The 22495-nt window shown below is 38.4% G+C and carries 15 protein-coding genes; 6 read left to right on the top strand and 9 right to left on the bottom strand.

Going from position 1 to position 22495, the window contains the following annotated elements; all coding sequences use genetic code 11:
- Positions 1–831 (bottom strand): alpha/beta hydrolase, encoded by an 831-nt coding sequence (locus CWB77_RS08350; RefSeq protein WP_138622300.1) that lies wholly within the window; start codon positions 829–831, stop codon positions 1–3.
- Between the two features lie 126 nt (positions 832–957).
- A complete protein-coding gene (locus tag CWB77_RS08345) occupies positions 958–2259 on the bottom strand; it encodes a metal-dependent hydrolase family protein (protein ID WP_138622298.1) in 1302 nt (433 codons plus the stop codon).
- 219 nt (positions 2260–2478) lie between these two features.
- Here CWB77_RS08345 and CWB77_RS08340 point away from each other — a divergent pair, with 219 nt between their 5' ends.
- Positions 2479–4173, top strand: coding sequence for a GGDEF domain-containing protein (locus CWB77_RS08340; RefSeq protein WP_138622297.1), 1695 nt, complete (start codon positions 2479–2481; stop codon positions 4171–4173).
- Between the two features lie 148 nt (positions 4174–4321).
- Positions 4322–6502, top strand: coding sequence for a GAF domain-containing hybrid sensor histidine kinase/response regulator (locus tag CWB77_RS08335; RefSeq protein WP_138622295.1), 2181 nt, complete (start codon positions 4322–4324; stop codon positions 6500–6502).
- 66 nt (positions 6503–6568) lie between these two features.
- On the opposite strand, the gene CWB77_RS08330 is transcribed toward CWB77_RS08335, so the two are convergent.
- Positions 6569–9730, bottom strand: coding sequence for an efflux RND transporter permease subunit (locus CWB77_RS08330; protein ID WP_138622293.1), 3162 nt, complete (start codon positions 9728–9730; stop codon positions 6569–6571).
- A gap of 22 nt (positions 9731–9752) precedes the next feature.
- Positions 9753–10865, bottom strand: coding sequence for an efflux RND transporter periplasmic adaptor subunit (locus CWB77_RS08325; RefSeq protein WP_138622291.1), 1113 nt, complete (start codon positions 10863–10865; stop codon positions 9753–9755).
- A gap of 175 nt (positions 10866–11040) precedes the next feature.
- On the opposite strand from CWB77_RS08325, the gene CWB77_RS08320 reads away from it, so the two are divergent.
- Positions 11041–11349 carry a hypothetical protein gene (locus CWB77_RS08320; RefSeq protein ID WP_138622289.1) on the top strand — a complete coding sequence of 103 codons (309 nt, stop codon included), beginning with the start codon at positions 11041–11043 and terminating at the stop codon, positions 11347–11349.
- Between the two features lie 23 nt (positions 11350–11372).
- On the opposite strand, the gene CWB77_RS08315 is transcribed toward CWB77_RS08320, so the two are convergent.
- From CWB77_RS08315 to CWB77_RS08300, 4 genes are all read right to left on the bottom strand, one after another.
- Positions 11373–11966, bottom strand: a complete 594-nt coding sequence (locus CWB77_RS08315; protein WP_138622287.1) for an acyl carrier protein phosphodiesterase — start codon at positions 11964–11966, stop codon at positions 11373–11375.
- A 118-nt stretch (positions 11967–12084) separates the two neighbouring features.
- A complete protein-coding gene (locus CWB77_RS08310; protein WP_010390780.1) occupies positions 12085–12579 on the bottom strand; it encodes a general stress protein in 495 nt (164 codons plus the stop codon).
- A 214-nt stretch (positions 12580–12793) separates the two neighbouring features.
- On the bottom strand, positions 12794–13777 hold the full coding sequence (locus CWB77_RS08305; RefSeq protein WP_138622285.1) for a DNA topoisomerase IB: 984 nt from the start codon (positions 13775–13777) through the stop codon (positions 12794–12796).
- 87 nt (positions 13778–13864) lie between these two features.
- Complete coding sequence (locus tag CWB77_RS08300; RefSeq protein WP_138622283.1) at positions 13865–15931, bottom strand: catalase; 2067 nt, start codon at positions 15929–15931, stop codon at positions 13865–13867.
- Positions 15932–16805: 874 nt separating this feature from the next.
- Between CWB77_RS08300 and CWB77_RS08295 the strand changes: the two genes are divergently transcribed.
- Positions 16806–17186: a hypothetical protein gene (locus tag CWB77_RS08295; protein ID WP_138622281.1), complete on the top strand. Its 381-nt coding sequence runs from the start codon at positions 16806–16808 to the stop codon at positions 17184–17186.
- Positions 17187–17227: 41 nt separating this feature from the next.
- Here CWB77_RS08295 and CWB77_RS08290 read toward each other — a convergent pair whose 3' ends face one another.
- Positions 17228–19336, bottom strand: a complete 2109-nt coding sequence (locus CWB77_RS08290; RefSeq protein ID WP_138622279.1) for a TonB-dependent siderophore receptor — start codon at positions 19334–19336, stop codon at positions 17228–17230.
- Between the two features lie 244 nt (positions 19337–19580).
- Here CWB77_RS08290 and CWB77_RS08285 point away from each other — a divergent pair, with 244 nt between their 5' ends.
- The gene (locus tag CWB77_RS08285) at positions 19581–20318 is read left to right on the top strand and encodes a DUF4198 domain-containing protein (protein WP_138622277.1); all 738 of its coding nucleotides are present in this window, start codon (positions 19581–19583) and stop codon (positions 20316–20318) included.
- 367 nt (positions 20319–20685) lie between these two features.
- A complete protein-coding gene (locus CWB77_RS08280) occupies positions 20686–22329 on the top strand; it encodes a methyl-accepting chemotaxis protein (protein WP_171043261.1) in 1644 nt (547 codons plus the stop codon).
- The last annotated feature ends 166 nt before the right edge of the window (positions 22330–22495 follow it).

Here is a 22495-nt window from a genome sequence, read left to right as displayed (position 1 = left end):
TTACTTCTCATTCAAATTTTGTATTAGTGTCTTAAATGCCTCAGAACCTGGGTGGATCCAATCAAAATGCCCCACACCATCTAGCATAACCACAGGTCGTTTAAGCTGCTCTAAATTAAAAGCAGGCACGATGGTATCTTGATCACCTTGTAAAATAATACTCTGCGGATGAAGCGACTGCTCGCTCGGGTTAGCTTGCGTGTAAGCCTTGGGTTTATCAGTTGGCATACCTTGCATAAAATCCTTTGTCACTTTTTGACAGCTGTTATTACCGCGTGCATACGCTTTTATATCAGTAATAGGGGCTAAGCCAATAACCCCTTTGAGCTGATCAATTTCACCACCAGCAAGCAGAGCTAAATGCCCACCAGCGGAGTGTCCTACCGCAACCGAGTCAGCTAATTTAAACTCGCCATTATTATATTTACTTACCGCTAAAATTCCGGCTTTTACATCATTAAACGTTGTAGGCCAGCCACCACCGCTTGCGCCGCTTCTTCTATACTCTAAAGACCATACGTTAAAACCAGCTTGTGCAAGCCCCGTACTTAACGCGTAGGTATGTTTAATATCGTATGCACTTAGCCAACAACCACCATGAAGTAAAATAACTAACGGGTTTTGCGGCTGTATTTGTTTTGCGCGCCAAAGTAATGCGAACTGCGATTCATTATCCCCATATGCTATTTTTTCATCCGCAGGGTTAAATCCCAATGAAGCCACACTTGCGTATGCCACATTATTATTTACATCAGGAAATTCAATTGTCTGCGCGTTGGCATTAACCAAAAAAGGCCATACAACTAAAAATAAAACTATTAAGCTCTTCAAAATAAAAGACTTCCTTTTATAACCTTAAAAGCGGTATGACCAAAAAAACGCCAGCAGCCATTTATAAAAATTATAATACGACCTACCAGCGTTATTGCGTCATTATTAATAAAATAAATAGGGTATTTATTGGTGTTTAAAAATCGTGCCTTCTTTCATTACAAAATCGACATCCATTAAAGCGCTAATATCGCTAAGTGGGCTGGTGTCCAAAGCAATAATATCAGCAAACTTACCAGGCTCTATGGTGCCCAAGCGCTGGCTCATATCAATTAAATCAGCAGCATTGACGGTTGCCGATTTTAAAATATCAGCAGGTGTCATACCTGCTTGATGCATTAATACCGCTTCTTTTGCGTTAATGCCGTGCTTAGATACGCCACTGTCGGTACCAAATGCAATGTTTACCCCGGCCTTATAAGCCTTAGTAAAATTGTTGAGCATATCGCCCCCTACCCTAATTGCTTTGCTTTTAATTGGCGCAGACATAAAGTCACTGTTTTTTGCTAACCCAACTACGGTGTACCCAGCAAGCAAAGTAGGGACTAAATAAGCCCCTGTTTCTTTAAATAATTTAATGCCTTCATCATCGGTGTAACTACCGTGCTCTATGCTATCAACGCCCGCACGTAATGCTGCATTAATACCTTGAGCGGCATGCGCATGACTAGCTACTTTTCGCCCTAAACCATGCGCTGTATCAACTACAGCTTTAAGTTCATCGTCTTGCATTTGCTGCCCTGTGCCCGTAGTAGTATCCGAAAGCACGCCACCGGTAGAAGCAACTTTAATTAAATCAGCCCCGTATTTAATTGCATAGCGAGTTTTTTTACGGCATTCAATAGCACCATCACACACTGTTGGCGGTGTTTTTATGGTGAGTAAATCAGGGCTCATACCATCAACATCTAAGTGTCCGCCAGTAATAGTAACGCCAGCACCAGCAATAATACGCGGCCCATCAACCCAGCCATTTTCTACGCCTTTACGTAATGCATACATTTGCTCGCTTTGACTTCCCACATCACGCACAGTAGTAAAGCCCGCCATAAGAGTTTTGTTAGCAAAATGCACACTGCGCATTGCTACATCTGCATCAGACATTTCCACCAACTCTTTTTTGTTATTTGGCCCAAGCTCACCTTGTAAATGCACATGCATATCCATAAGCCCTGGCATAACAAAGCGGGTCGATAAATCGATTAACTGAGCATCATCGCCAAAACGAGTGATGGGTAAAAAACCCGCAGATACCGAGAGTACTTTGCCATTTTCTATTACTATAGTTTGTTTTTGTTGTGGTTTTTCTCCGGGAATAGCCAATAACTCTCCTGCATGAATTACTTTAGTATTTGCATGTGCACTAGTAGCACAGAGATTAGCAGCGAAAAAAAACGAGGTAACAACACTCAATCGAAATATGCTCATTAAACTCTCCAGTGATTCGTTCTGCGTTAACAACAACGAAATAACGTTAAAATATTGTTATACAACCAATACCTTATCAGGAAAGTGATAAAAACAAACCTGAAATACACTTTTAGTAAGAATTCTGACCACTATTAAGACTGTCTTGAACTGAAAAAATAAAAGAAGGTGTCTATACTCAACCTTATTGTTGTAATACTTTTCATATGTAGGGAGCTTATGGATATTAAAGACATAAATATTGCGCTGCTAGAAAAGTGTAATTTTCTTTTAATGGTATTTGATAATAATAATCAGCTTAGTTATCTTTCTCCAAGGTGGTCAGAGCTAAATGTTGCAGCTAAAAAAGTACCCACCATTGAAAGCCTTTATGGCTGTAGTACTACTGAAAGCAAAGCTCTATTACAACAACAAATTCTCGCACTAAAATCGCAACATAATGAGTTAGACCAATTTGATATTGAACTAACATTAGCAACCGATTACTCCATTAAACTAAATTGTTGCTTACACAGCGTGCAGCAAAACCAACACCAACATATGGTTTTAGTTTTTAACCAGCACTTTGCCCAAGTGTCGTCTGTTATTAGCAATAACGAATTACAAACCATCATAGAAAATGCCGGCGAAGTTTTAAAGGTAGGCTATTGGCAACTCGACTGTAAAACTAACCAATTATTTTGGACCGATGAAATTTATACCATTCATGGTGTTTCACCGAGTAACTATTCCCCTCAACTAGATACTGCAATAAATTTTTATCATGAAGATGACAAATCCAAAATAACAGATGCGGTCGAGCAAGCTCTTGCATGCGGACAAGAATGGAGTTGTATAAAGCTTCGTGTTGTAGACGACGATCTACAAGAGCGCACTGTAATATCAAGCGGCAATGTATCGAGAGATTTAAACGGTGAAATCACGAAGCTATATGGCATTTTTCAAGACATATCAGGGAGTGAAAAAATAGCTCTGGAGCGGGACTTTTTAGTTACTGCACTCAAAGAAACCACAGTAGGAATGGTGATTGCCGATAAAGACAAGCGTGTTATTTGGGTAAATGGCTCATTTGAAAGAATTACAGGCTACCCACTGAATCAAGTAGAAGGTAAAAAGCTTGGCTCTATTTTACAAGGTGAAAAAACTGATGCCAACACAATAGAGCAACTCAAAATTCATCTTAAAAAAGGGCTCCCCATAACTACACGAATTTTAAACTACACAAAAAGTGGCGACCCTTATTGGAATGAACTGGCCATATCACCCATTTTTAGAGATGGAAAAGTAGCTTATTATTTTGCTGTTCAAAACGACGTAACCAAAGAAATAAACATAGAACACAAACTGATCGCGCTTAATACCAGTTTAGAGCAGCGTATTCAGGCGCGTACTCAAGAGCTCTCTTCTCTTAATCAAGAGCTAGAAAAACAAGCCAATATAGACCCACTTACAGGCTGTTTAAATAGACGGACTTTATACAGAACACTCAGCGATGAGCTATTAAAAACGCAGAATAAAAATACCTATATTTCGTTATTAATGCTCGACATAGACCATTTTAAAGCAATAAATGATAACTATGGTCACGAAGCTGGCGATTTAAGCTTAAAAGAGCTTACCAATACATTACGCGCTTTAACCAGAAAGCAAGATTTTGTATTTCGCCTGGGCGGTGAAGAGTTTTTAATTATTATGCCCAACACAAACAAAGCAGAAGCCAAGCAAGCCGCTGAGCGAATAAAACACGCAGTAAATGAACATAAAGTTTACTATCGCAATTTTAATATTAGCTTTACGGTAAGTATTGGGCTACTTACTCATGATGGTTCTATCAGCTTACAAAACAGCTTAAAATATGTTGATGACTATTTATACGAGGCAAAAACGAAAGGCCGTAATAGAATTGTTGATTGAGCAGTTTTAAATCAATTAGCAAAAACTGTTAAGGTCATATAAGCTAACTACTTGAGCATAATAATTTAATTGCATTTTACGCTCGCGCATCCATTATTATTTTTATTCAATTACTCATTGTTAGGCATATCAAAAACAAGGTTACATAATGATAAAAGCGTCAACACCTGAAGATGAACTATCACGGCTAAAAGACCTATATGAGTATGACGTTTTAGACACTGAAGCTGAGAAATCCTTTGACGACTTAACCCTGCTTGCATCTGATATTTGTGAAACGCCAATCTCACTAATAAGTCTTGTTGCTCCCGACAGGCAATGGTTTAAATCAAAGCAAGGTATTGATGTAGACGAAACCGCACGGGATATCTCGTTTTGTTCTCACGCAATTTTAGAAAACCAAGTGTTCGAAGTTCAAAATGCACTTACTGATACCCGCTTTCACGATAATCCCTTGGTTACAAACGACCCAAATATTCGCTTTTATGCAGGTGCACCTCTTATAACTCCTAGAGGCAATGCTATTGGTACGTTATGTGTTATTAGCGATAAGCCAAAAAAGCTCTCAAGCAAACAGATAAATGCACTCACGGTTTTGAGCAAAGAAGTTATTGCGCAATTAGAGCTTAGACTTAATAATAAAAAGCTAGTGATGGCATTAGAAAAACAAAAAGCACACAATAAAGAACTAGAAAAGTTAAAAGAAGAAGCTGATACAGCCAACAACACAAAAAGTAAATTTTTAGCAAATATGACTCATGAGTTGAGAACCCCATTACATGGGATTTTAAATTTAGCTGAGTTTGCCATATCAGAAGGCACAACAGAGGAAAAAGATAACACCTTAAAAAGTATATTAAAGTCAGCACATTACTTATCAAATATTGTAAACGATATTTTAGACTTTTCTAAAATTGAGGCTGGTAAATTAGAGATTGAACATATCAACTTCAATCTTAATGACGTTATTAGCGATGTAATAAAACCCCAGTTACAGCAAGCGTCTGCTAAAGGTATAAAACTTATTAAGTCGGTAGATCCTAAAATAGCAGAGAATTTAAAAGGCGATCCTCTTCGGGTTTCGCAAATTTTAAATAACCTATGCTCAAATGCGATTAAATTTACCAAAACTGGCCAAGTCGAACTCAAAGTAAGTATTAAAAGCAGTACATTGCAAACACAATTACTCAAATTTGAAGTTATTGATACAGGCCTTGGCATTAATGAGACTGTTCAAGAACATTTATTTAAAGAGTTTCATCAGGCAGACTCATCAACTTCAAGAGAATATGGGGGTACAGGTTTAGGCTTATCAATTTGTGCTCGCTTAAGTGAATTAATGCAGGGGAAGCTTAGCTTTACCAGCAAAATAGGTAAGGGCTCCACATTTACCTATGAGCAAAGCTTTGAGCTTGCTTTATTACCATCAGTAGCAAAGCAGGGCTCTGATATAACAAACCTGAAAGGTTGTACTGTATTAATTGCCGAAGATAATAAAATAAATCAGCTTATTATCGTTAAAATGCTCAAAGCACATAATGCTAATTTAATTATCGCAGAGGATGGTAAAGAATGTGTTAAGTACTTCAAAGAGCACTCGGTAGACTTAATTTTCATGGATATACAAATGCCTGAAATGGATGGCATAAAAGCCACACAGGCTATTAGAGCACTCCCTGCAGGTAAAACAGTTCCAATTATAGCTATGACAGCAAATACCCTAAAACAAGACATTGAGCATTATTTAGGTATTGGTATGGATGGCTACTTAACTAAACCGTTTGATAAAGCTAAGCTCAATAGCTTACTCAATGTTTATAATCCTAAAAACCTCAACTTAAAAAACTTAGCAGTAAAAATTAGCGATCCTAATGTTTCTAGTAACAGGAAACTAAAGCAAATATGCAAAGAGTTAAAAGCGCTTATTCCCAATGCTAATCGAGTCAGTCTGTGGTTATTTAATAAAGATTACAGTGCATTAAATTGCTTAGCTTGCCTTGATGAAAATGATGTTGTTTCAAATGGAACTGTTCTATACACAGAAAACTCCCCTGCTTATTTCAACTATATTTTAACCAATCAAGTACTCGACGCCTCCGACGCCAGAAATAACGAAGTAACCAAGCCATTCTCTCACTCTTACTTTGAGCCGCTCAATATTTATTCTTTACTTGATTACATCTATATACTTGATAGCAAACCATTAGGTGTTATTTGTTGTGAAAGTGTAGGCTCAAAGGTAACTTGGAGCCATGCTGATAAAGAGTCGTTAATCAAAGTCGCAGACGTTACTAACTTGTTTTTATCTAAACAAATAAAGCATGAGTAAAACAGGCCTATTTAGAGGCTAAAATTGCCACTAAATAGGGATAAAACTTATTATCTGCCCTTCATATTAAGCCTGCTCTGACTCACGCTGGGTTTGATGTTTATCTGATTTAACTGGCTTTATTTTAAAGAAAAACGTATACACAACAGGAACAAATCCTAATGTTAAAATTGTTCCCATTGCAAGACCAAACGCAATAGTACTTGCTTGACCATAAAACAAAACATCTTTAGATAAAATAAGTGGCATTAAGCCTATTATCGTTGTGCAAGTAGACATCAAAATAGGGCGTAAACGCCTTAAAGAAGCATTGATTACCGCCTCAAAGTTTTGTTGATTAGACTGCTCTGCGGTTTGTTGCTCTGAGTACTCTATCTGTTTACGTTCAATATTTATTCGGTCTATTAAAATCACCGCATTATTAATGATAATACCGGCAAGCGCATATAAACCTAAAATAACCATAAACCCAAAGTTTGCTTGCATAACCAACAAACCAAAAGCAGCACCAATAATAATTAGGGGTACGGTTAAAAATACAATACTGGTTGCACGGTAAGAGCGAAACTGCGCAATAATAATAAACACCATAATGGCAATACACAGCGGTAAATTAGCTAAAATAGCAGCTTGCGATTCCGCGGAGTCTCCAATCACCCCGTCGTATTCAATTTTATATCCAGGTGGTAATTTTTCTTTTATTTTAGCAAGCTTCTCTTCAAGTAAGGGCACCATACTTTGCGCCGACATAATTTGATTTTTAGCTTGTACCGTTACGGTACGAAATAAATTTTCACGCGCAATGCGGGCAAACTGCGTTTCATAGCGAATCTCGGCCACTTGCATTAAAGGAACACTGACGCCTCTAGCAGAAGAATAAATACTTACACTATTGATCCGATCTAAATCGTAACGCTCCCTGTCTTGTGCCCTTAATACAATAGGGAATATATCATCACCTTCACGAAACTCGGATATTATGCGTCCAGAAAAATAGGTTTCTAACGCTTGGGCAACATCATTTGAGCTAATTCCGGCACGACGAGCATTTTGCTGATTAACCTCAAGTTTAAGTGTCGTAATGCGGTTTTCCCAATCGCTTTTAATATCAAACGTGCCATCTACATTTCGCAACAAAGTTTTAATTTCATCGCTAACAGAATAAATATAATCACTATCAGGACCTTTAACTTGAATCTCTATTAGTGAAGAATCAGATGGCCCTAAGAACATTTTCGTAACATGCCCCATCACACCAGGGAAATCTTGAGCAAACATCTCTCGCACTCTCTTTAATGTAGGATCGGCGAACTTTCGTTCACCTACATCAATCATAAAAAATGCTTTTGAAGGTTCGGGGTCGATAGGTGTAAGTGATAAAACAAACCGAGGACCACCAAATCCAGCATAGGCCGCATATTTTTCAATATGTGGAAAGTGTTCTTTATCATCCAATTTTTTTGAAATAGCCTGCACCGCTGCGTCAGTTTTACGCATTGAAGTACCCGCTGGCATATCAAGGTACACTAAAATTTGTGCTCGGTCAGAATCTGGAAAAAACTTTGCAGGCACTAGACTCATAGCCCAGCCCCCTGCCAAAAATAGTCCTAAAATAACAACAACAAACGCAATACGCGCACGCATAATTTGTCGTAATGCTTTTTCGTAAACCGGGGTGAGGCTATCAAAAAAGCGATTAATTTTACGTCGAACAATATTTTGCTTTTGCCTCGTTTCTTTTTTAACAAAGCGATGACATAAATAAGTAGTAAATGTCAGGCTTAGCGCCCAAGAAGTAAGTAATGCAATTAGCACCACCAAGGAGATCGAGCGCGTATATTCACCGGCACTACTTTGTGCCAACATAAGAGGTAAAAACACAAGAATAGTTGTTAATGATGAAGTTAAAGACGGTATCGCAAGAGTGCCGGAGGTATTACGTACAGCTGTATCACGCGTTTCGCCATCTTCGATACGCTTTTTAAAATCTTCAGCCATTATTATGCCATCATCAACCAAAAGACCAAGCGCAATAATTAAAGTAGCTAGCGACATACGCTCTAATGGAATACCCATAAAGTTCATAACTGAAAGCGTGATTAAAATCGCTGCTGGCACAATCGAGCCCACAATCAGACCAGTGCGTAAGCCTAAAAACATCACTACCACAATTGATACTATAACGATGGTTTGCAAAACACTAAAAGTCACACCAAATACTGCATCTTCAACCACATCGGCTTGGCGCGTAATATTTTTTAATTGATAGCCTGCAGGAATAGTTTGGTTAATTTGAGCTGTCATCGCTTCTATTTTAGGAGTGAACTTAAGCACATCCGCTTGTTCATCCTTAGATATGGCAAAAATAATGGCTTGGCGATTATTGTAATAACTTGTTCTTGATGGGGGATCGACCACTTTACGGCTTATTTTAGCAATATCGCGCAACAATATTGTTTCAGGCTGGTTAGGCACACTGATAAGTGTATTTCTAATATCGGCAAGGTTTTGGTAATTTCCTGAAGGTTGAATAATAAAGTTTTTGCCATTGGCGTCAATAACCCCACTAGGGCGTATAATATTTTGGTTTTTCAAAGCGGCAATTAATTGTTCAGGTGCAATACCCAGTTGAGCGAGCTTAGCATTTTCAATTTCAATAAAAATACGCTCTTGTTGAATGCCCAAAATATCAATTTTTTTAGTGCCCTCAACTTGATGCAGCATATCAGCAATGTGTTGCGCCACATCTTGGCGATCGCCCATACTGTAGGCAGGATCAGCAATAAGTGCCACTGTTAATACGGCAACATCACCAAAATCATCGTTTACTACATAAGGCAATGTCCCATTGGGTAAGTCATCACGCACTGCGTTTATTTGATCGCGCAGTTTATCCCATTGTTGATCAAACTCACTTTGCTCAACACTTTGCTTAAGCTCAGCGTGAATAATAGAACGACCAGGAATAGATACTGAGCGAATTTCGGCAATACTGGGCATTTCACGAATAGCTTCTTCGAGTGTTTTAGTGATCAACAACTCTACTTTTTTCGCGCTCATCCCCGGATAAGCTGTTGTGACAACAGCTTCGCGAATTTTTATTTTAGGGTCTTCTTGCTTTGGTAGTTGATAATAACTAAAGGCGCCAAATAACATAAGGCCAAAAACAATAGCTAACATAAGGCGATTATGATCAAGAGCAAGCTCTGAAATAGTAGGGATCTTCATTGTTTTAAATCTCCGTCACGGGTTATGGGTTAAGTCGCTTAATTTCGCCTTCGATAAGCGTTACTTTTTGCCCATCGTGTAAAAAAGCCATTCCCGCGTTAACAATTTGTTCCCCCTCTTTTAAATCTCCTTTAATTTGCGCTTTTTGCGCAAAAAATTTCATTACATCCACTGTTGTTTTTTGTAAAACGTAGCCAGCTTGTTGTGAGTCAGCTTGCGCTGTTGTTATCAGTTTAAAAACAAAGTGTTGGTTATTTTCTTTTGCCATGATTGCACTTACAGGCACCATAAAACCATCGCTTTCTCCCTGCTGTTGTTTAAATTGCACTTCTGCACTCATACCCGTTCTGATACCTGCGATATCATTAGCTGAGATTTTTAAAATAATAGGAAAAGCATTCGCTCCTTGAGCAGCTGAGCCAATTTCTTTAATTTTAGCATTCAACGATTTATCTAAAGCTGAAATAGTTACCTTTGCCGGTTTATCAATAGTTAACGAGGAGAGAAGCCCTTCAGGCGCAAGCGCTGAGACTTCAAAACTTTCTTTACCTTGGATTAAAAGTGCCGAGATATTAGGGCTAACTTGTTGCGAAGGTTCAATATTACGTTTTGAGATAGTCCCAGCATAGGGCGCGATCAATGTAGTATCTTTTAACTTTTCTTTTGCCATCGCTAATCGCACTTGAGCAATATCGACTTTATCCTTGGCGCTCTCATATTGAGACTTTGCAGCATCGTATTGCGCGCCAGACACCGCACCATCATCAACCAGTGACGCTTTACGTTCAAAATCCTGCTTAACATTTAGCATCGTAGCCTTTGCATTAGAGACCTGTCCTTTGGCCTCCTGCACTGCCAATAAATACTTTGTTTGTTCTAGTTTGGCGAGGGGCTCACCTTTATCAAAAGCTTCACCAATATCAAAAAAAACGTCTTCAACCTTTCCGCTAACCTCAAATGTTAAGGTCGTTGTATCTGCAGGTTGAATAACACCTGACAAAATACGACTATCAAACGAGTTAGTTTTTTTTAACTCAATGGCAGAAACAGGTTTTAATTTTTGCTCAGGAACTTGCTCTTCAGAGCACCCTGACAGCATAAAAATAATAACTAAAAAAACAACTATATGATTCATAATTTCCCTTGATAAATAGTGTATTCAAACCGATTGAACTACTAAACTAACCACAATCAGTCTTCACTATGAGCCATCTAATTTAAAGTATGGCTAACATTGTTATCACCCTGAAAGCTTGGGTATAATGCATTATTCCGGCTGTATTCTTAGCCTCTAAATTGGATCTTCTCCCATGAAAAAACTATCTGCTGTGCAAGTTAAACAACAAGCACTCGTCCTCAATGTTGCTGACAAAATAGAAGAGCAAGGCCGTGCTGAAATTCCAGGTATGCTGCAGTGCTGGTTTGATGTGGAATATCATTTATTTCCGGGCTCTTTACTAATGTGTTTTCAGTTTGAAAACCAACAGGCACTAACTGCGGCAGAGCCTGAGTTATTAAAATGGCAAAAGCGCTTAAGCGGTGCAATGCTTAAAAAAGGCGTAATTTTAAAAGATATGCGTAAACATTTAGTATTTACCATAAAAGGACCAGACGACTAAACCACTTATTTTGTAAGCGCACTCTACTTTGGTGCGCTCTCCAGATTAAACTTATTAACGTGTTCAATTAGCTCAGGAAAAAACGCTAAAAACAGTCCATCTAGCTCACTATAATGTCGGGTTATATCTTCAGCGGTGCCTGCAAAATTATTAGTAAAGCGAACCCGTTTAGCAATATTATCAAGCGCCCGCCCAACCCCATCAACGCTTTCATACTCTTTAAACCAATCGTTTTGTGTCATACTGGTTACTACACGTTGCATTCGTGTAGGCATTACAGGTATACGCTTATCCAAAAGCGCATAACTGGTTTGCTTAAAATCAATCAGTGATTGGTTATTAAACTGCTGCCAATGCTGAATCAGAAAATGATCAAACACCACATCAACAGCCACGCCTGCAAAGCGCCTGCGCTTGGATGAAAAAAGCTGTTTAGCTTCTTTAACTAAAGGATGTGCATCAGTAAATTTATCCACTAAATAATGGTTATCTAGCGCACTTTTAACACTTGTCGGTATGTATGTTAGCTGTCGTTGACCACCAAAATCTCCCAGTAAGTTGCCAAAATGAGAATCAGCCGTAGGCTTTGCTAAATAAAGGTGGGCTAAATAATTCATTGGTTCCCATATAGATTAATATACTAAGCTCAGGTAGTTTTAAAAATCAAACGCGTAAAAAGATGGAACGCAGTTCCACCTTTATACTTTTTAGATACTTATAGTGCATCCTGAAATATTACGCTTTTGAAACCTTGCTTGCACCAGCATTATCAAGAATTTCTTCAATACTATTTTTGTTATCGCTGTTATATTTAACACCGACGAGTATTGAACCCTTCTCAATTGCGTCTTCATAATACTTAATTTCATGTTCTGGAATAAATGCGCCGATTGCTGCACCGAGAGTCCCACCAACGGCAGCACCGGCGCCACCAGCTGCAAGTGCTGAAACCAAAGGACCTGCGACTAATAAGCCTGCACCACCCGAAGCGACTGCACCAACAGCGGTAAAACCACCAATAATTGCCGCTAACACGCCACCAGATGCAGCGCCCAGCAAACCGCCCTCTGAAGCTTTGGTACCTTCATCTACAGCAAAGTCTTCCTTTGTATACGAGTCGTTAGCAACAATGCTTATATCCGCCTCACTTACACCTAAAGCTTCTAATCTATAAATGGCTAATGTTGCTTGTGATGCATTATCGAATAACCCAGTAATAACAGTACTCATAATAACTCCTTTATTTGTTTAAGAAAGTACGCTTAGTAATTAGCAACATTCAAACCAAAGTTTTAATCCTTTAAAATCAGAAAGATAAATAAAAAAAGCAAAGTAGAACTCTACGTTTTAAAGTAAAAGTTGCTAGAAGTTGTAAAAAGTTCACACACATAGGTATAACTCAAGCGATTGAAATATGAGTAGAATTACAAAGAGATTAACGTTATTAGCTTTGCTCTTCTAAAAATATCAACAACCCACGCTCATAGCGACTTAGGTACTTAGTCTTACGGGGTAGTTTGTCTAAGTTATTAAAGTCCTTTAGAGCTTCCTTACCTCCTTTACACAGCTCAATCAACTTTGGATGAATATATGAATTACGAGCTATTGCTGGGGTATTCCCTAAATTACTTGAAACGCTATCTAACATATCTTTAAGCGAAAGCTGGCCGTTTGATTTATGTAAGACTTCAAATGCCAAAACACTGGCCCGCCATGTTCTAAAATGTTTTGCACTAAACTGCTCACCCATAACACTTTGAATAAACTCATTCACTTCTTTGGAGGTAACATCACAACACTCGCCTTCATCGATATATTGGAATAAGCTCTGCCCAGGCAAATCTTGCAACTGCTGTATGATAGAGCTAAGCACTTTATCTGTTATATTCACTTCTCTTTGCTTACCGGATTTTGCTTTATACTTTAAGCGAATATTTTTACCCGTTAGTTTTGCATGCCGGCTACGTAATGTCGTAGCACCAAAACTATTGTTATGTTTGGCATTTTTTTTAGAACCAACGCGCAGAGCTCCAAGGTCCATTAAACGTACAACGGCTGCAATTGTGCGCTGGCAATCAAGTTCATTACCTCGCAAATATTCCGATAGTTTTGCTCTTAACAAAGGCAGTTTATTTCCAAATAAAACACATGCTTCAAACTTTTTAAGCTCTTGCTGCTCCCTAAACTCGGGATGATAAAAGTATTGCTTGCGGTCTTTGTTGTCGTAGCCAGTAGCTAAAATATGCCCATTTTCTTCTGGGCATAACCATACATCTTTGTATGCGGGGGGAAAAGCGAGACTGTCTAACCGCTCTATTTCATCTTTATCATGTATTTTCTTTCCTGCAGGATCATAATAAACCCATTGGTTTTCATGCCTCTTTCGAGTAATACCCGGCAAGTTATCATCGACATAAATTAGTTTCATTTTATTCCTTTAAATTTTTGTAATCCTCAAATCAAACGGTGCCATCAATAACAAGGGCTAGTTCTCACTAGCCCCAATTTATGCGATTTATCGGCTCCAATACCTAAGATTACGAATTTTTGAGACAAACTCACTTGCGGAAATTTTATTTAAATCCAACCAGCCATCATCAAGCTGTCCATTTAAACCCGTAGCCTCGATTAAAGGAGTTGCTTTATCACTAAAGCCGATATACTTCATATGTGCATAAGCATCACTGACAAAATCTTTCGCCTCCGGTATTTCAGCAAACTTTTTAGCGCCTTCATTAGTGGTAAGCAGAACTATTGCGTCGTAAAGCACCGAAGGACCGCCATTAATCACTTGATCGGCCTCAACAATCTCGCCATTACTATTTTTAGCACCACCAACTTGAGCCGCAATAACTTCATGACTTGCACCTTCCTCTTTAAGGCTTTGTGTTAATAAATTAAAGGTTTCTGCATCAAAACCATCACTTACTAATATACCAAGCTTCCTGCCTTTAAATGTATTGGGCGCATTTTTTAAAATACTTAGCGCATCAGATACTGGTAAATCTTGACGGGTATCAAGCGCAGCTTCTGCGGCATCTGGCATAGTTTGTAAACCTAAACCCAATGCAACTTGCTCAGCAAGCTTGTTATCAATGTTTAACAGATGAGAAACCACGCGTTCTCTGATACGTAAATGCTCTACTTTAGATAACTCAAAAATCAAAGCATCTTGAATATGCGTTTGCTCAATGTCAGTTTGACTTAAATAGAATTGGCGCGCTTGGCTATAGTGATCACTAAATGTTTCTGAGCGATAGCGTAATTTACCCCCGTCAGTTTCAGATTCTGAGCTTTTGAATCCGTGTACAGGGCACTCTCGCGGGTTGTTTTCACCCCCGCTGAATGAATTAGGTTCGTAATTAACCCGGCCTTTGGGGTTCTGCATTGCCATGTGGCCATCTTGAAGAAAATGTCTCATCGGGCATTTTGGTGCATTAATAGGAATTTGTGTGAAATTAGGCCCACCTAGGCGTTTGGTTTGTGTATCTAGGTAAGAAAAATTACGGCCTTGCAATAAAGGATCGGGAGTAAAATCAAGCCCAGGCACTATATTTTGAGTACAAAATGCAACCTGTTCGGTTTCTGCGAAGAAGTTGTCTACGACTCGATTGAGTACCATTTTACCAATAACTTTAACTGGTACTTGCTCTTCGGGTATCAGTTTAGTGGCATCAAAAACATCGAACTCGAACTCTTCAGCAAATTTTTGATCAAATACTTGAATGCCCAGCTCCCATTCCGGATAGTCACCATTATTAATTGATTCCCACATATCACGACGATGAAAATCAGGATCAGCGCCATTTAATTTCAATGCCTCATTCCAAACCACTGACTGCATACCGCCTTTAGGTTTCCAGTGGAACTTAACAAATTTTTCTTCACCTTGTGCATTAATAAACTTAAAAGTATGAACGCCAAACCCTTCCATAAACCTTAATGAGCGCGGGATAGCTCTATCTGACATTGCCCACATAACCATGTGCATGGATTCTGGCGACAAACTTACAAAATCCCAAAAATTATCGTGTGCTGTTTGCGCTTGTGGGAAACCACGATCTGGTTCTGCTTTTGCGCTATGTATAAGATCGGGAAACTTCATCGCGTCTTGAATGAAAAAAACTGGGATATTATTACCTACCAGATCCCAATTACCTTCCTGCGTATAAAACTTAACGGCAAAACCTCGCACATCACGTGCTAAATCAGGCGAGCCCTGATTACCCGCCACTGTTGAAAAGCGTGCAAAAACAGGTGTTTTTTCACCTTTACGTTGAAAAATATCAGCAGAAGTCAAATCATCTAAAGCATCATACGTTTCAAAGTAACCATGTGCTCCATACCCTCTTGCGTGAACAACTCGCTCAGGAATTCGCTCGTGATCAAAGTGAAACAACTTTTCTCGTAACACATGATCTTCCAATAGTCCTGGTCCGCGTTGACCTGCTTTTAATGAATTTTGATTGTCACTGATAGGGCAACCTTGTGCGGTTGTCATTACGGGATGGTCTTTATTAGCTTTTTGATGAAGCTCTCCTGCATGTCCTTTATTATTTGCATACTTAAATGACTCTGCCATAACTTTTCTTCCTTAAATAATTTTTTGATTGCTATATTTTTATAGGGTTAAAAAACAATAACCAAGCAAAAAAAAGACCACCTATAAATATTTTTAAAATCAATAATTAAGAAAGAAATGAAAATATTTCACCAATACAAACTATAAAAATTACACAACAAATGTAAGCTTTCCTCAGAGCATCATTTTATTAAATTACTAAGCAATCAGCTTGTTCTGATTTTCATTATTACTGTATTTTTACAATGATAGATTTAGTGAGAACTTTGTCTGTATTGAGGGTTAAGAAAGGTTTGAACGCAAGATGCTACTCAGCTTTTTTCTTGTTTAAAATAGCGTTCTGCTTTTGCACATGTAAGTTTAGATAATGAAAATTTACTCCCTTTATCTGGGCATAGTTTCTTTAAAAGACTTACTGCATAACGCCACAACTTGGCAAAGTAAATAACTCTTATTCCTCAGTAACACCTAGCGCAGATTGATAACTCAAATGATAAAACACCTTAAGTAATAACATCTGTCTCTGCGGATGAGTGATAGATTTGACCTAGTAAATTATTAGATATGACAATATAAAAGATTTTTAAAAAATGATAAAAACATCTTTATTCCTTTAAAAACCTATTTAATTATAATTACTTAGTCAATTACCTAATTCAGTTATTGGCTGCCTTAATATTAAAATATTGATGCTAATATACTTCAAAACTATCTAACCAATTACAATTGTATTTTGATAATTCAGTAAAGAGTCAGGCCAACTTTGTTATCACTGTTGCTGCATTTTTTCGGTGCTGCTTGAGTCGTAAAACGCCTTGCTTAGCCTTTAATATTAAATGCTATTTTCTATTGCAACCAAGGCTACTCACGCATTATGACAACGACTTTTTTAAGTAAGCCACAGCAAGTCGCGCTGCAACAAGCACTGTTTAGCAGTAAGCTGTTAAACAGTAAGATAGTAACAAGTGGTAACCCACCATCACAAAAGCAACAAGCCTATGGGCGTATAGCTGTAATGCTCTATCGCTTTAATTTACAAAAAATCAAATGGCCCTCTTTTTTAAAAACAGCTATAAACACTGCAAGCAATGAGTGCTCGTGGTTAACCCGTGAAATTATCAGATGCCAGCAAAGCTACAAAGCTCAACCTAATGACGCCTTAGTAATTGAACAGAATGCATTTTTCAGTGGTATTTTTAGCGAAGAACTCGCCTACATTGACGCTTTACTTGGAACAGAAGCACAGCCTGAGTAAGGTGATGGGGCAAGCACCTTTAAGCCTGCCCCAAGGGTAAGTTAAAAGTTATATTTTAAGCTCAGTTTATAATTGACTGGCTCACCTGGTTGAGTCCAAATTGCAGAGTAAGAATTTGAGTAATATTCTTTATCCAGTACGTTATTAATGTTCAGTTGTACAATCACATCTTCATTAACGTTGTAAGTTGCGAACAGGTTCACCAGTGTATACGAAGGTAAGTAATACGTAGGGTCTATGGTTTCACCTAAGCGTTCCCCCTCATACTGAACAGCTATACCAACGCTTGCATTTAAATCGATTAAATCATTCAATTCTCTTTTAATACGTGCATTTGCACTGTGTTTAGGAATATTGAGTAAAGGGCTACCTTTTGGTAATTTTACCCACCAATCTGTATTAACCGTTTCGTTTGCTGTTTTTGCATCGGTGTAGGTATAGGCCAAATCAAATGAGGTGCGCTCTGTAATATAACCGTGTAAATCAAACTCAACGCCTTCGCTAGTTACCTCACCTAACGCCGTCGATACGCCTGCTTGCAAATCTGTGGTCAACATATTGCTTTTTTCGGCGCTAAATACAGTAAAGCTACCACTTAGGGTATCGGTGCTAAATTTAACACCCGCTTCAATAGAGGTTGTTGATTCTGGCTCAAATGCATCACCATTTATATCGTAACCACTGTTTGGCCTAAAACCTTCAGAGTAACTGCTGTAATACTGTATATCGTCTGAGTAAGCATACACTAAGCCTACTCGTGGGCTAAATGTACTCTGATTGCTTTTAGACTGACTTTGATTAATATGATTATCTATTTGCTGATCAAACCAATCATAACGACCGCCCACTTGTACTTTCCACTGCTCAGTGACGTCGATTTGATCTTGAATATAAATCCCATAGCTGTGCTGTACTTCAGTGCTGTTAAATAAAAGTGAACCTTCGGGTGCTGTTTGCCCATACACGGGGTTATACATATTAATGGCATAGCGCGTATCTTCAAGCGTAGGGCGATATCTATACCAAAGTTTATCAAAATCAAACTTGCTGGCATCGGCACCTATTAATAAATGATGGGTAAACCCAGCAGCAGTAACACTACCACTTAGCTCGGTGCGGGCTGAAATATTTTTAGTTTGAAAATCACGCTCGTTATGTTGCCGACTTAAAGTTTCGCCGTCAGTAAAATAAACCTGCCTGCTAGGGGCGAGTTCAGCATCACTCGATTCGCTTATAAATTTAGAATCGCTATAGCTAAGCCCATTTAAAAGTGACCATTGCCCTATTTGATGCTCAAAAGTCAGTTGATGAGAAATCGCATCAACCTCTGTTGGTTTATCGCTTGGCTCACCTAAAAACGTTTCAATAGGTAATGCGTCTATCTTCCCGTCTAGGGCAACAATGCCACGGTCAAACGTCACACTCTGATCAACATACTCTAGTTCATAATTTAATTTTGTTGTGTCGGATATTAACCAAAGAATTGAAGGTGTGATCACCGTTTTTTTATTTTCGTGGTAGTCTCTAAAACCCTCACCGTCTTCAATTGCACCATTTACTCTAAAAGCGAGTTCATTGGTAATAGCATTAGTGTAGTCACCTTCAGCGCGATAACTCTGCCAGCTCCCTGCAGATACTTTCAAAGAGCCTTGTTCTTCAAACTGTGGCTTTTTAGTGATGATATTAATAGTACCGCCAGGCTCAGAGCGACCATAAAGAGCAGAGCCAGGCCCTTTCATCACTTCTACATAATCAATATTACTGGTATCGCGGGTACCGCTAAAACTTCGACCCGATGAAAAACCATTAATTAAAAAGCCTGAAGGAATATTCTCATCGCCTACTAAGCCACGTATTGCAAAGCTTTCCCACAATCCACCAAAATCATTTTGTTCAGAAATACTCGGCGTTAGATCAAATATATCGGTGAGTGTAGTCACTCCTGCGTCATCGAGGCTTTCTGCTGATATAAACTCAATACTTTGTGGTTGCTCGCTTAAGGGCACATCGCCACGAAAAGCTTGTCTAACACCCGTAACCGCTATTTTCTCTATGTTAGCTGACGCTGAAGCTGCGTATACAGAAGGCGCTAAAATGGTACTTATAGCAATTGATATGGCAGATATTTGGTATCGATTTATTAAGTTCATTCTATCTCTTAGATATCATGCAAGCTTAATCGGTTAAGTTTTTACTAAAATTTTTTAGTAAGGCCGATTAAATAAACATGAAATACAAATGGTAATTATTGTTATTTGCAATAATATACAAATAGAATAAAAAGAGCTACCCTACAGCAACAAATTTTACAAAGTTATTAGAGGCTGTTTTTTCTTTTTGAATTAAACGTATTCAACATCGAAAAATAAATACCTCCTAAAATTTAGAGAAAAAATGAAAATATTACCTTTCGCCTGCATGGCATTAGTCACTTCAATATCAAGCGTATACAGCGAACAAACACAGGCTCATGCAATATGGTTTGCAGAGCGCTCATCACAGTTAGCCTTTATATATGGCGAAGGCGCACAAGATTTAGATACCGTAAAACGACAAAATAAAATTAAAAGCATTACTGGCTATAACAAAAACTGGCAACAACAAAACGTAAAGCTTGTTGAGTCAGGGCCTATGATGCTGCTAAATGATAAAACCGTTTATGCGGTTACTGGCATGCTCGATAATGGGTTGTGGAGTAAAACAAAGGAAGGTGAATGGTTTGCTAAAGGTCGAGATGCAATCCCCAGTGCACTATTAAGCGAACATACTAAAAAGTACGCAGTACATTTACGTGGCCCGCTTGCCCAAATACCTGCGCTTAAAAATCAGCAATTGCAAATTCTTCCTGTAGGCGAAGAATTTTCAGATCAAAAAGGAGCTATGGTTAGTTACCGCATAACTTTCAATAGTAAAGCTGTTCAAGGTGCTAAAGTAATCAATGATTTAGTAAACGATCCAGATCAAGAAGCAATAGTTAGTAATGATGACGGCTTGGTCACATTGCCATTGCGTAACCAAGGCTTAAACGTAATAGCCGCAATCTACGACGAAAAAAGCACGAATTTAAATGTATTTGATAAAACCGAGCATTTAGCCACACTCTCATTTGTTTTACCCCATGCGGCAGAGTAAACGTTAAATACAGTCAAGTCAGCTCAATTCCTTACTCGCTGGCTGACTTTTCATTCTCAATTATCACTGTTTAGCCCTAAGCGGTGATAATTTAAAAAGTAGTCTTGAAAACCTAACTATTTAATAAAAAAACAACCCAAAAAATCACACTTTAATTTATAAAATATTAATCATTAAAGTCGGGGAATTATAATAAATAAAGTTCATAACTCTCTCGCCTATCAAAAATAACACAATTAACCTGATTAAAAACCAACCTTTATTTATTAAATTTTTGTTCTACAGTTTATTAATTAGTAGTGCTACAACGAACCTGTTATTTTTCAAAGATACAAGTCGATAAATGGACTGCCAAAAGGAATTTAAAATGATCTCAAATTTAAATCAAATTGGTTTCACTTCAATTAAAGCAAAATTATTAGCGAGTTTTAGCCTAATAATCATCATGCTAATTGTTACTGCTGGGATTGGTATATATAACCTTTCCATAATGAATGATCAGATGAGTAAAATAATTAATGTTTCAGCTGAAAAAGTAAAACTGGCAGCTAGAGTCAATCAAGGCGCTTTAGCTGTATCTCGAGCTGAAAAAAATATAATTTTGGCAGACTCAAAAGCAGCCATGGATGAATACGCCGACTTCATAGCTCAAACGCGAGATGAAATGCTAGAGCGACGTGCAACTCTTCGCAATTTAGTCAATGACAACGGCAAACGTTTACTCGATGAATTTGCCGCGACATGGGATGAATATATTGAGGTAAATCTTCAAATTCGTGATCTAGCAAGAGCTGATTTAAACGACAAAGCAATAGCCTTATCTAAAAATGAAGGCAGGAGGCTAAACGATTTAGCCATTTCTCAAATGGCTAATTTAGTAAATGCAATCGAACAAGATATGGCAAATGACGAGTTAGAAGCTCAAGCACGGCACTCCTCTGCATATAGCTTAATGCTTGTCATTACCCTTGTAGGCTTAATCGCAGGTATTGTTATTGCCATTTTTATCTCTTCGAGAATTACCGGCGCACTTAATCGCCTTTCACATAGAATGAACGATATTGCCGATGGCGAAGGTGATTTAACCGTAACAGTCGACGATTCATCAAAAGATGAAACCGGCGACGTTGCCCGCGCATTTAATAAATTTGTTGCTAAAATTCGCACCACAATAACCTCAGTGGCATCTGAAACCACTCAGGTTGCATCAACTTCCGAAGAGCTTTCAATAGTTAGTAACACCACAAGTGCAGCAGTTAAAAAGCTGCATGATGAAACGCAACAAGTTGCCACCGCTATGACGCAAATGAATGCAACAATTCAAGACGTTGCAAATAGCGCAGAAAATGCAGCAAGTTCAGCAAGTGATTCAAATAATAATGCTAAAGCCGGTGAAAGCATGGTGAGCGAAACAGTTCACGCGGTTGATAACCTTACTAAAGAAATTAATCAATCCGCCTCTGCAATTGAAAAGCTACAAGCCGACAGCGAAAATATAAGTACCATATTAGATGTTATTAAAGGCGTATCTGAACAAACAAACTTATTGGCATTAAATGCCGCCATTGAAGCCGCAAGAGCGGGTGAGCAAGGCCGAGGTTTTGCAGTAGTTGCTGATGAAGTAAGAACCTTAGCACAACGAACTAAAGAGTCGGCCACCAACATAGAACAAATGATCGATAAGTTTCAATCCGGAATATTAACCGCCATTGAGGTAATGACCAAAAGCCAACAACAAACAGACTTAGTTGTTGAAAAAGTGAGTAAAACAGGTGAAACCCTGCGAACAATCAATGACTACAGCAGCGCAATTAATGATATGAACGCGCAAATAGCCTCAGCCGCTGAACAACAAGCCGTGGTCGCAGATGAGATCAGCCGCAACGTTGTTAATATTAAACAAGTGACAGAGCAATCATCAGCTGCAACTGAGCAAACATCAACAGCAAGTAACGAAATGGCAATACTAGGGAATAACTTATTAAAACTGGTACAACAGTTTAAAGTGTAAGTGCTGGGCTTCTCATGCTTTCAAGCTGAGTAGTGTTCGAAAGCTAATTTAGCAGTACAAACCACTAAAAGCATAGGTAATAAAAGGAGCTCAAATTGCAGGCATGAATGACTTGTGGTCACCTGCAAACGAGCCCTTTTGGCTGCTGCCGGTGAGGAGGTAAAAA

This window comes from Pseudoalteromonas sp. S1610 (assembly GCF_005887465.1).
Classification (GTDB): Bacteria; Pseudomonadota; Gammaproteobacteria; order Enterobacterales; family Alteromonadaceae; genus Pseudoalteromonas; species Pseudoalteromonas undina.
This window is presented reverse-complemented; position numbering and strand designations above follow the sequence as displayed.

Coding starts and splice junctions, on each gene's coding strand:
- CWB77_RS08345 (WP_138622298.1), bottom strand. CDS start 2,259: ATGAGCATATTTCGATTGAGTGTTGTTACCTCGTTTTTTTTCGCTGCT.
- CWB77_RS08340 (WP_138622297.1), top strand. CDS start 2,479: ATGGATATTAAAGACATAAATATTGCGCTGCTAGAAAAGTGTAATTTT.
- CWB77_RS08335 (WP_138622295.1), top strand. CDS start 4,322: ATGATAAAAGCGTCAACACCTGAAGATGAACTATCACGGCTAAAAGAC.
- CWB77_RS08330 (WP_138622293.1), bottom strand. CDS start 9,730: ATGAAGATCCCTACTATTTCAGAGCTTGCTCTTGATCATAATCGCCTT.
- CWB77_RS08325 (WP_138622291.1), bottom strand. CDS start 10,865: ATGAATCATATAGTTGTTTTTTTAGTTATTATTTTTATGCTGTCAGGG.
- CWB77_RS08320 (WP_138622289.1), top strand. CDS start 11,041: ATGAAAAAACTATCTGCTGTGCAAGTTAAACAACAAGCACTCGTCCTC.
- CWB77_RS08315 (WP_138622287.1), bottom strand. CDS start 11,966: ATGAATTATTTAGCCCACCTTTATTTAGCAAAGCCTACGGCTGATTCT.
- CWB77_RS08310 (WP_010390780.1), bottom strand. CDS start 12,579: ATGAGTACTGTTATTACTGGGTTATTCGATAATGCATCACAAGCAACA.
- CWB77_RS08305 (WP_138622285.1), bottom strand. CDS start 13,777: ATGAAACTAATTTATGTCGATGATAACTTGCCGGGTATTACTCGAAAG.
- CWB77_RS08300 (WP_138622283.1), bottom strand. CDS start 15,931: ATGGCAGAGTCATTTAAGTATGCAAATAATAAAGGACATGCAGGAGAG.
- CWB77_RS08295 (WP_138622281.1), top strand. CDS start 16,806: ATGACAACGACTTTTTTAAGTAAGCCACAGCAAGTCGCGCTGCAACAA.
- CWB77_RS08290 (WP_138622279.1), bottom strand. CDS start 19,336: ATGAACTTAATAAATCGATACCAAATATCTGCCATATCAATTGCTATA.
- CWB77_RS08285 (WP_138622277.1), top strand. CDS start 19,581: ATGAAAATATTACCTTTCGCCTGCATGGCATTAGTCACTTCAATATCA.
- CWB77_RS08280 (WP_171043261.1), top strand. CDS start 20,686: ATGATCTCAAATTTAAATCAAATTGGTTTCACTTCAATTAAAGCAAAA.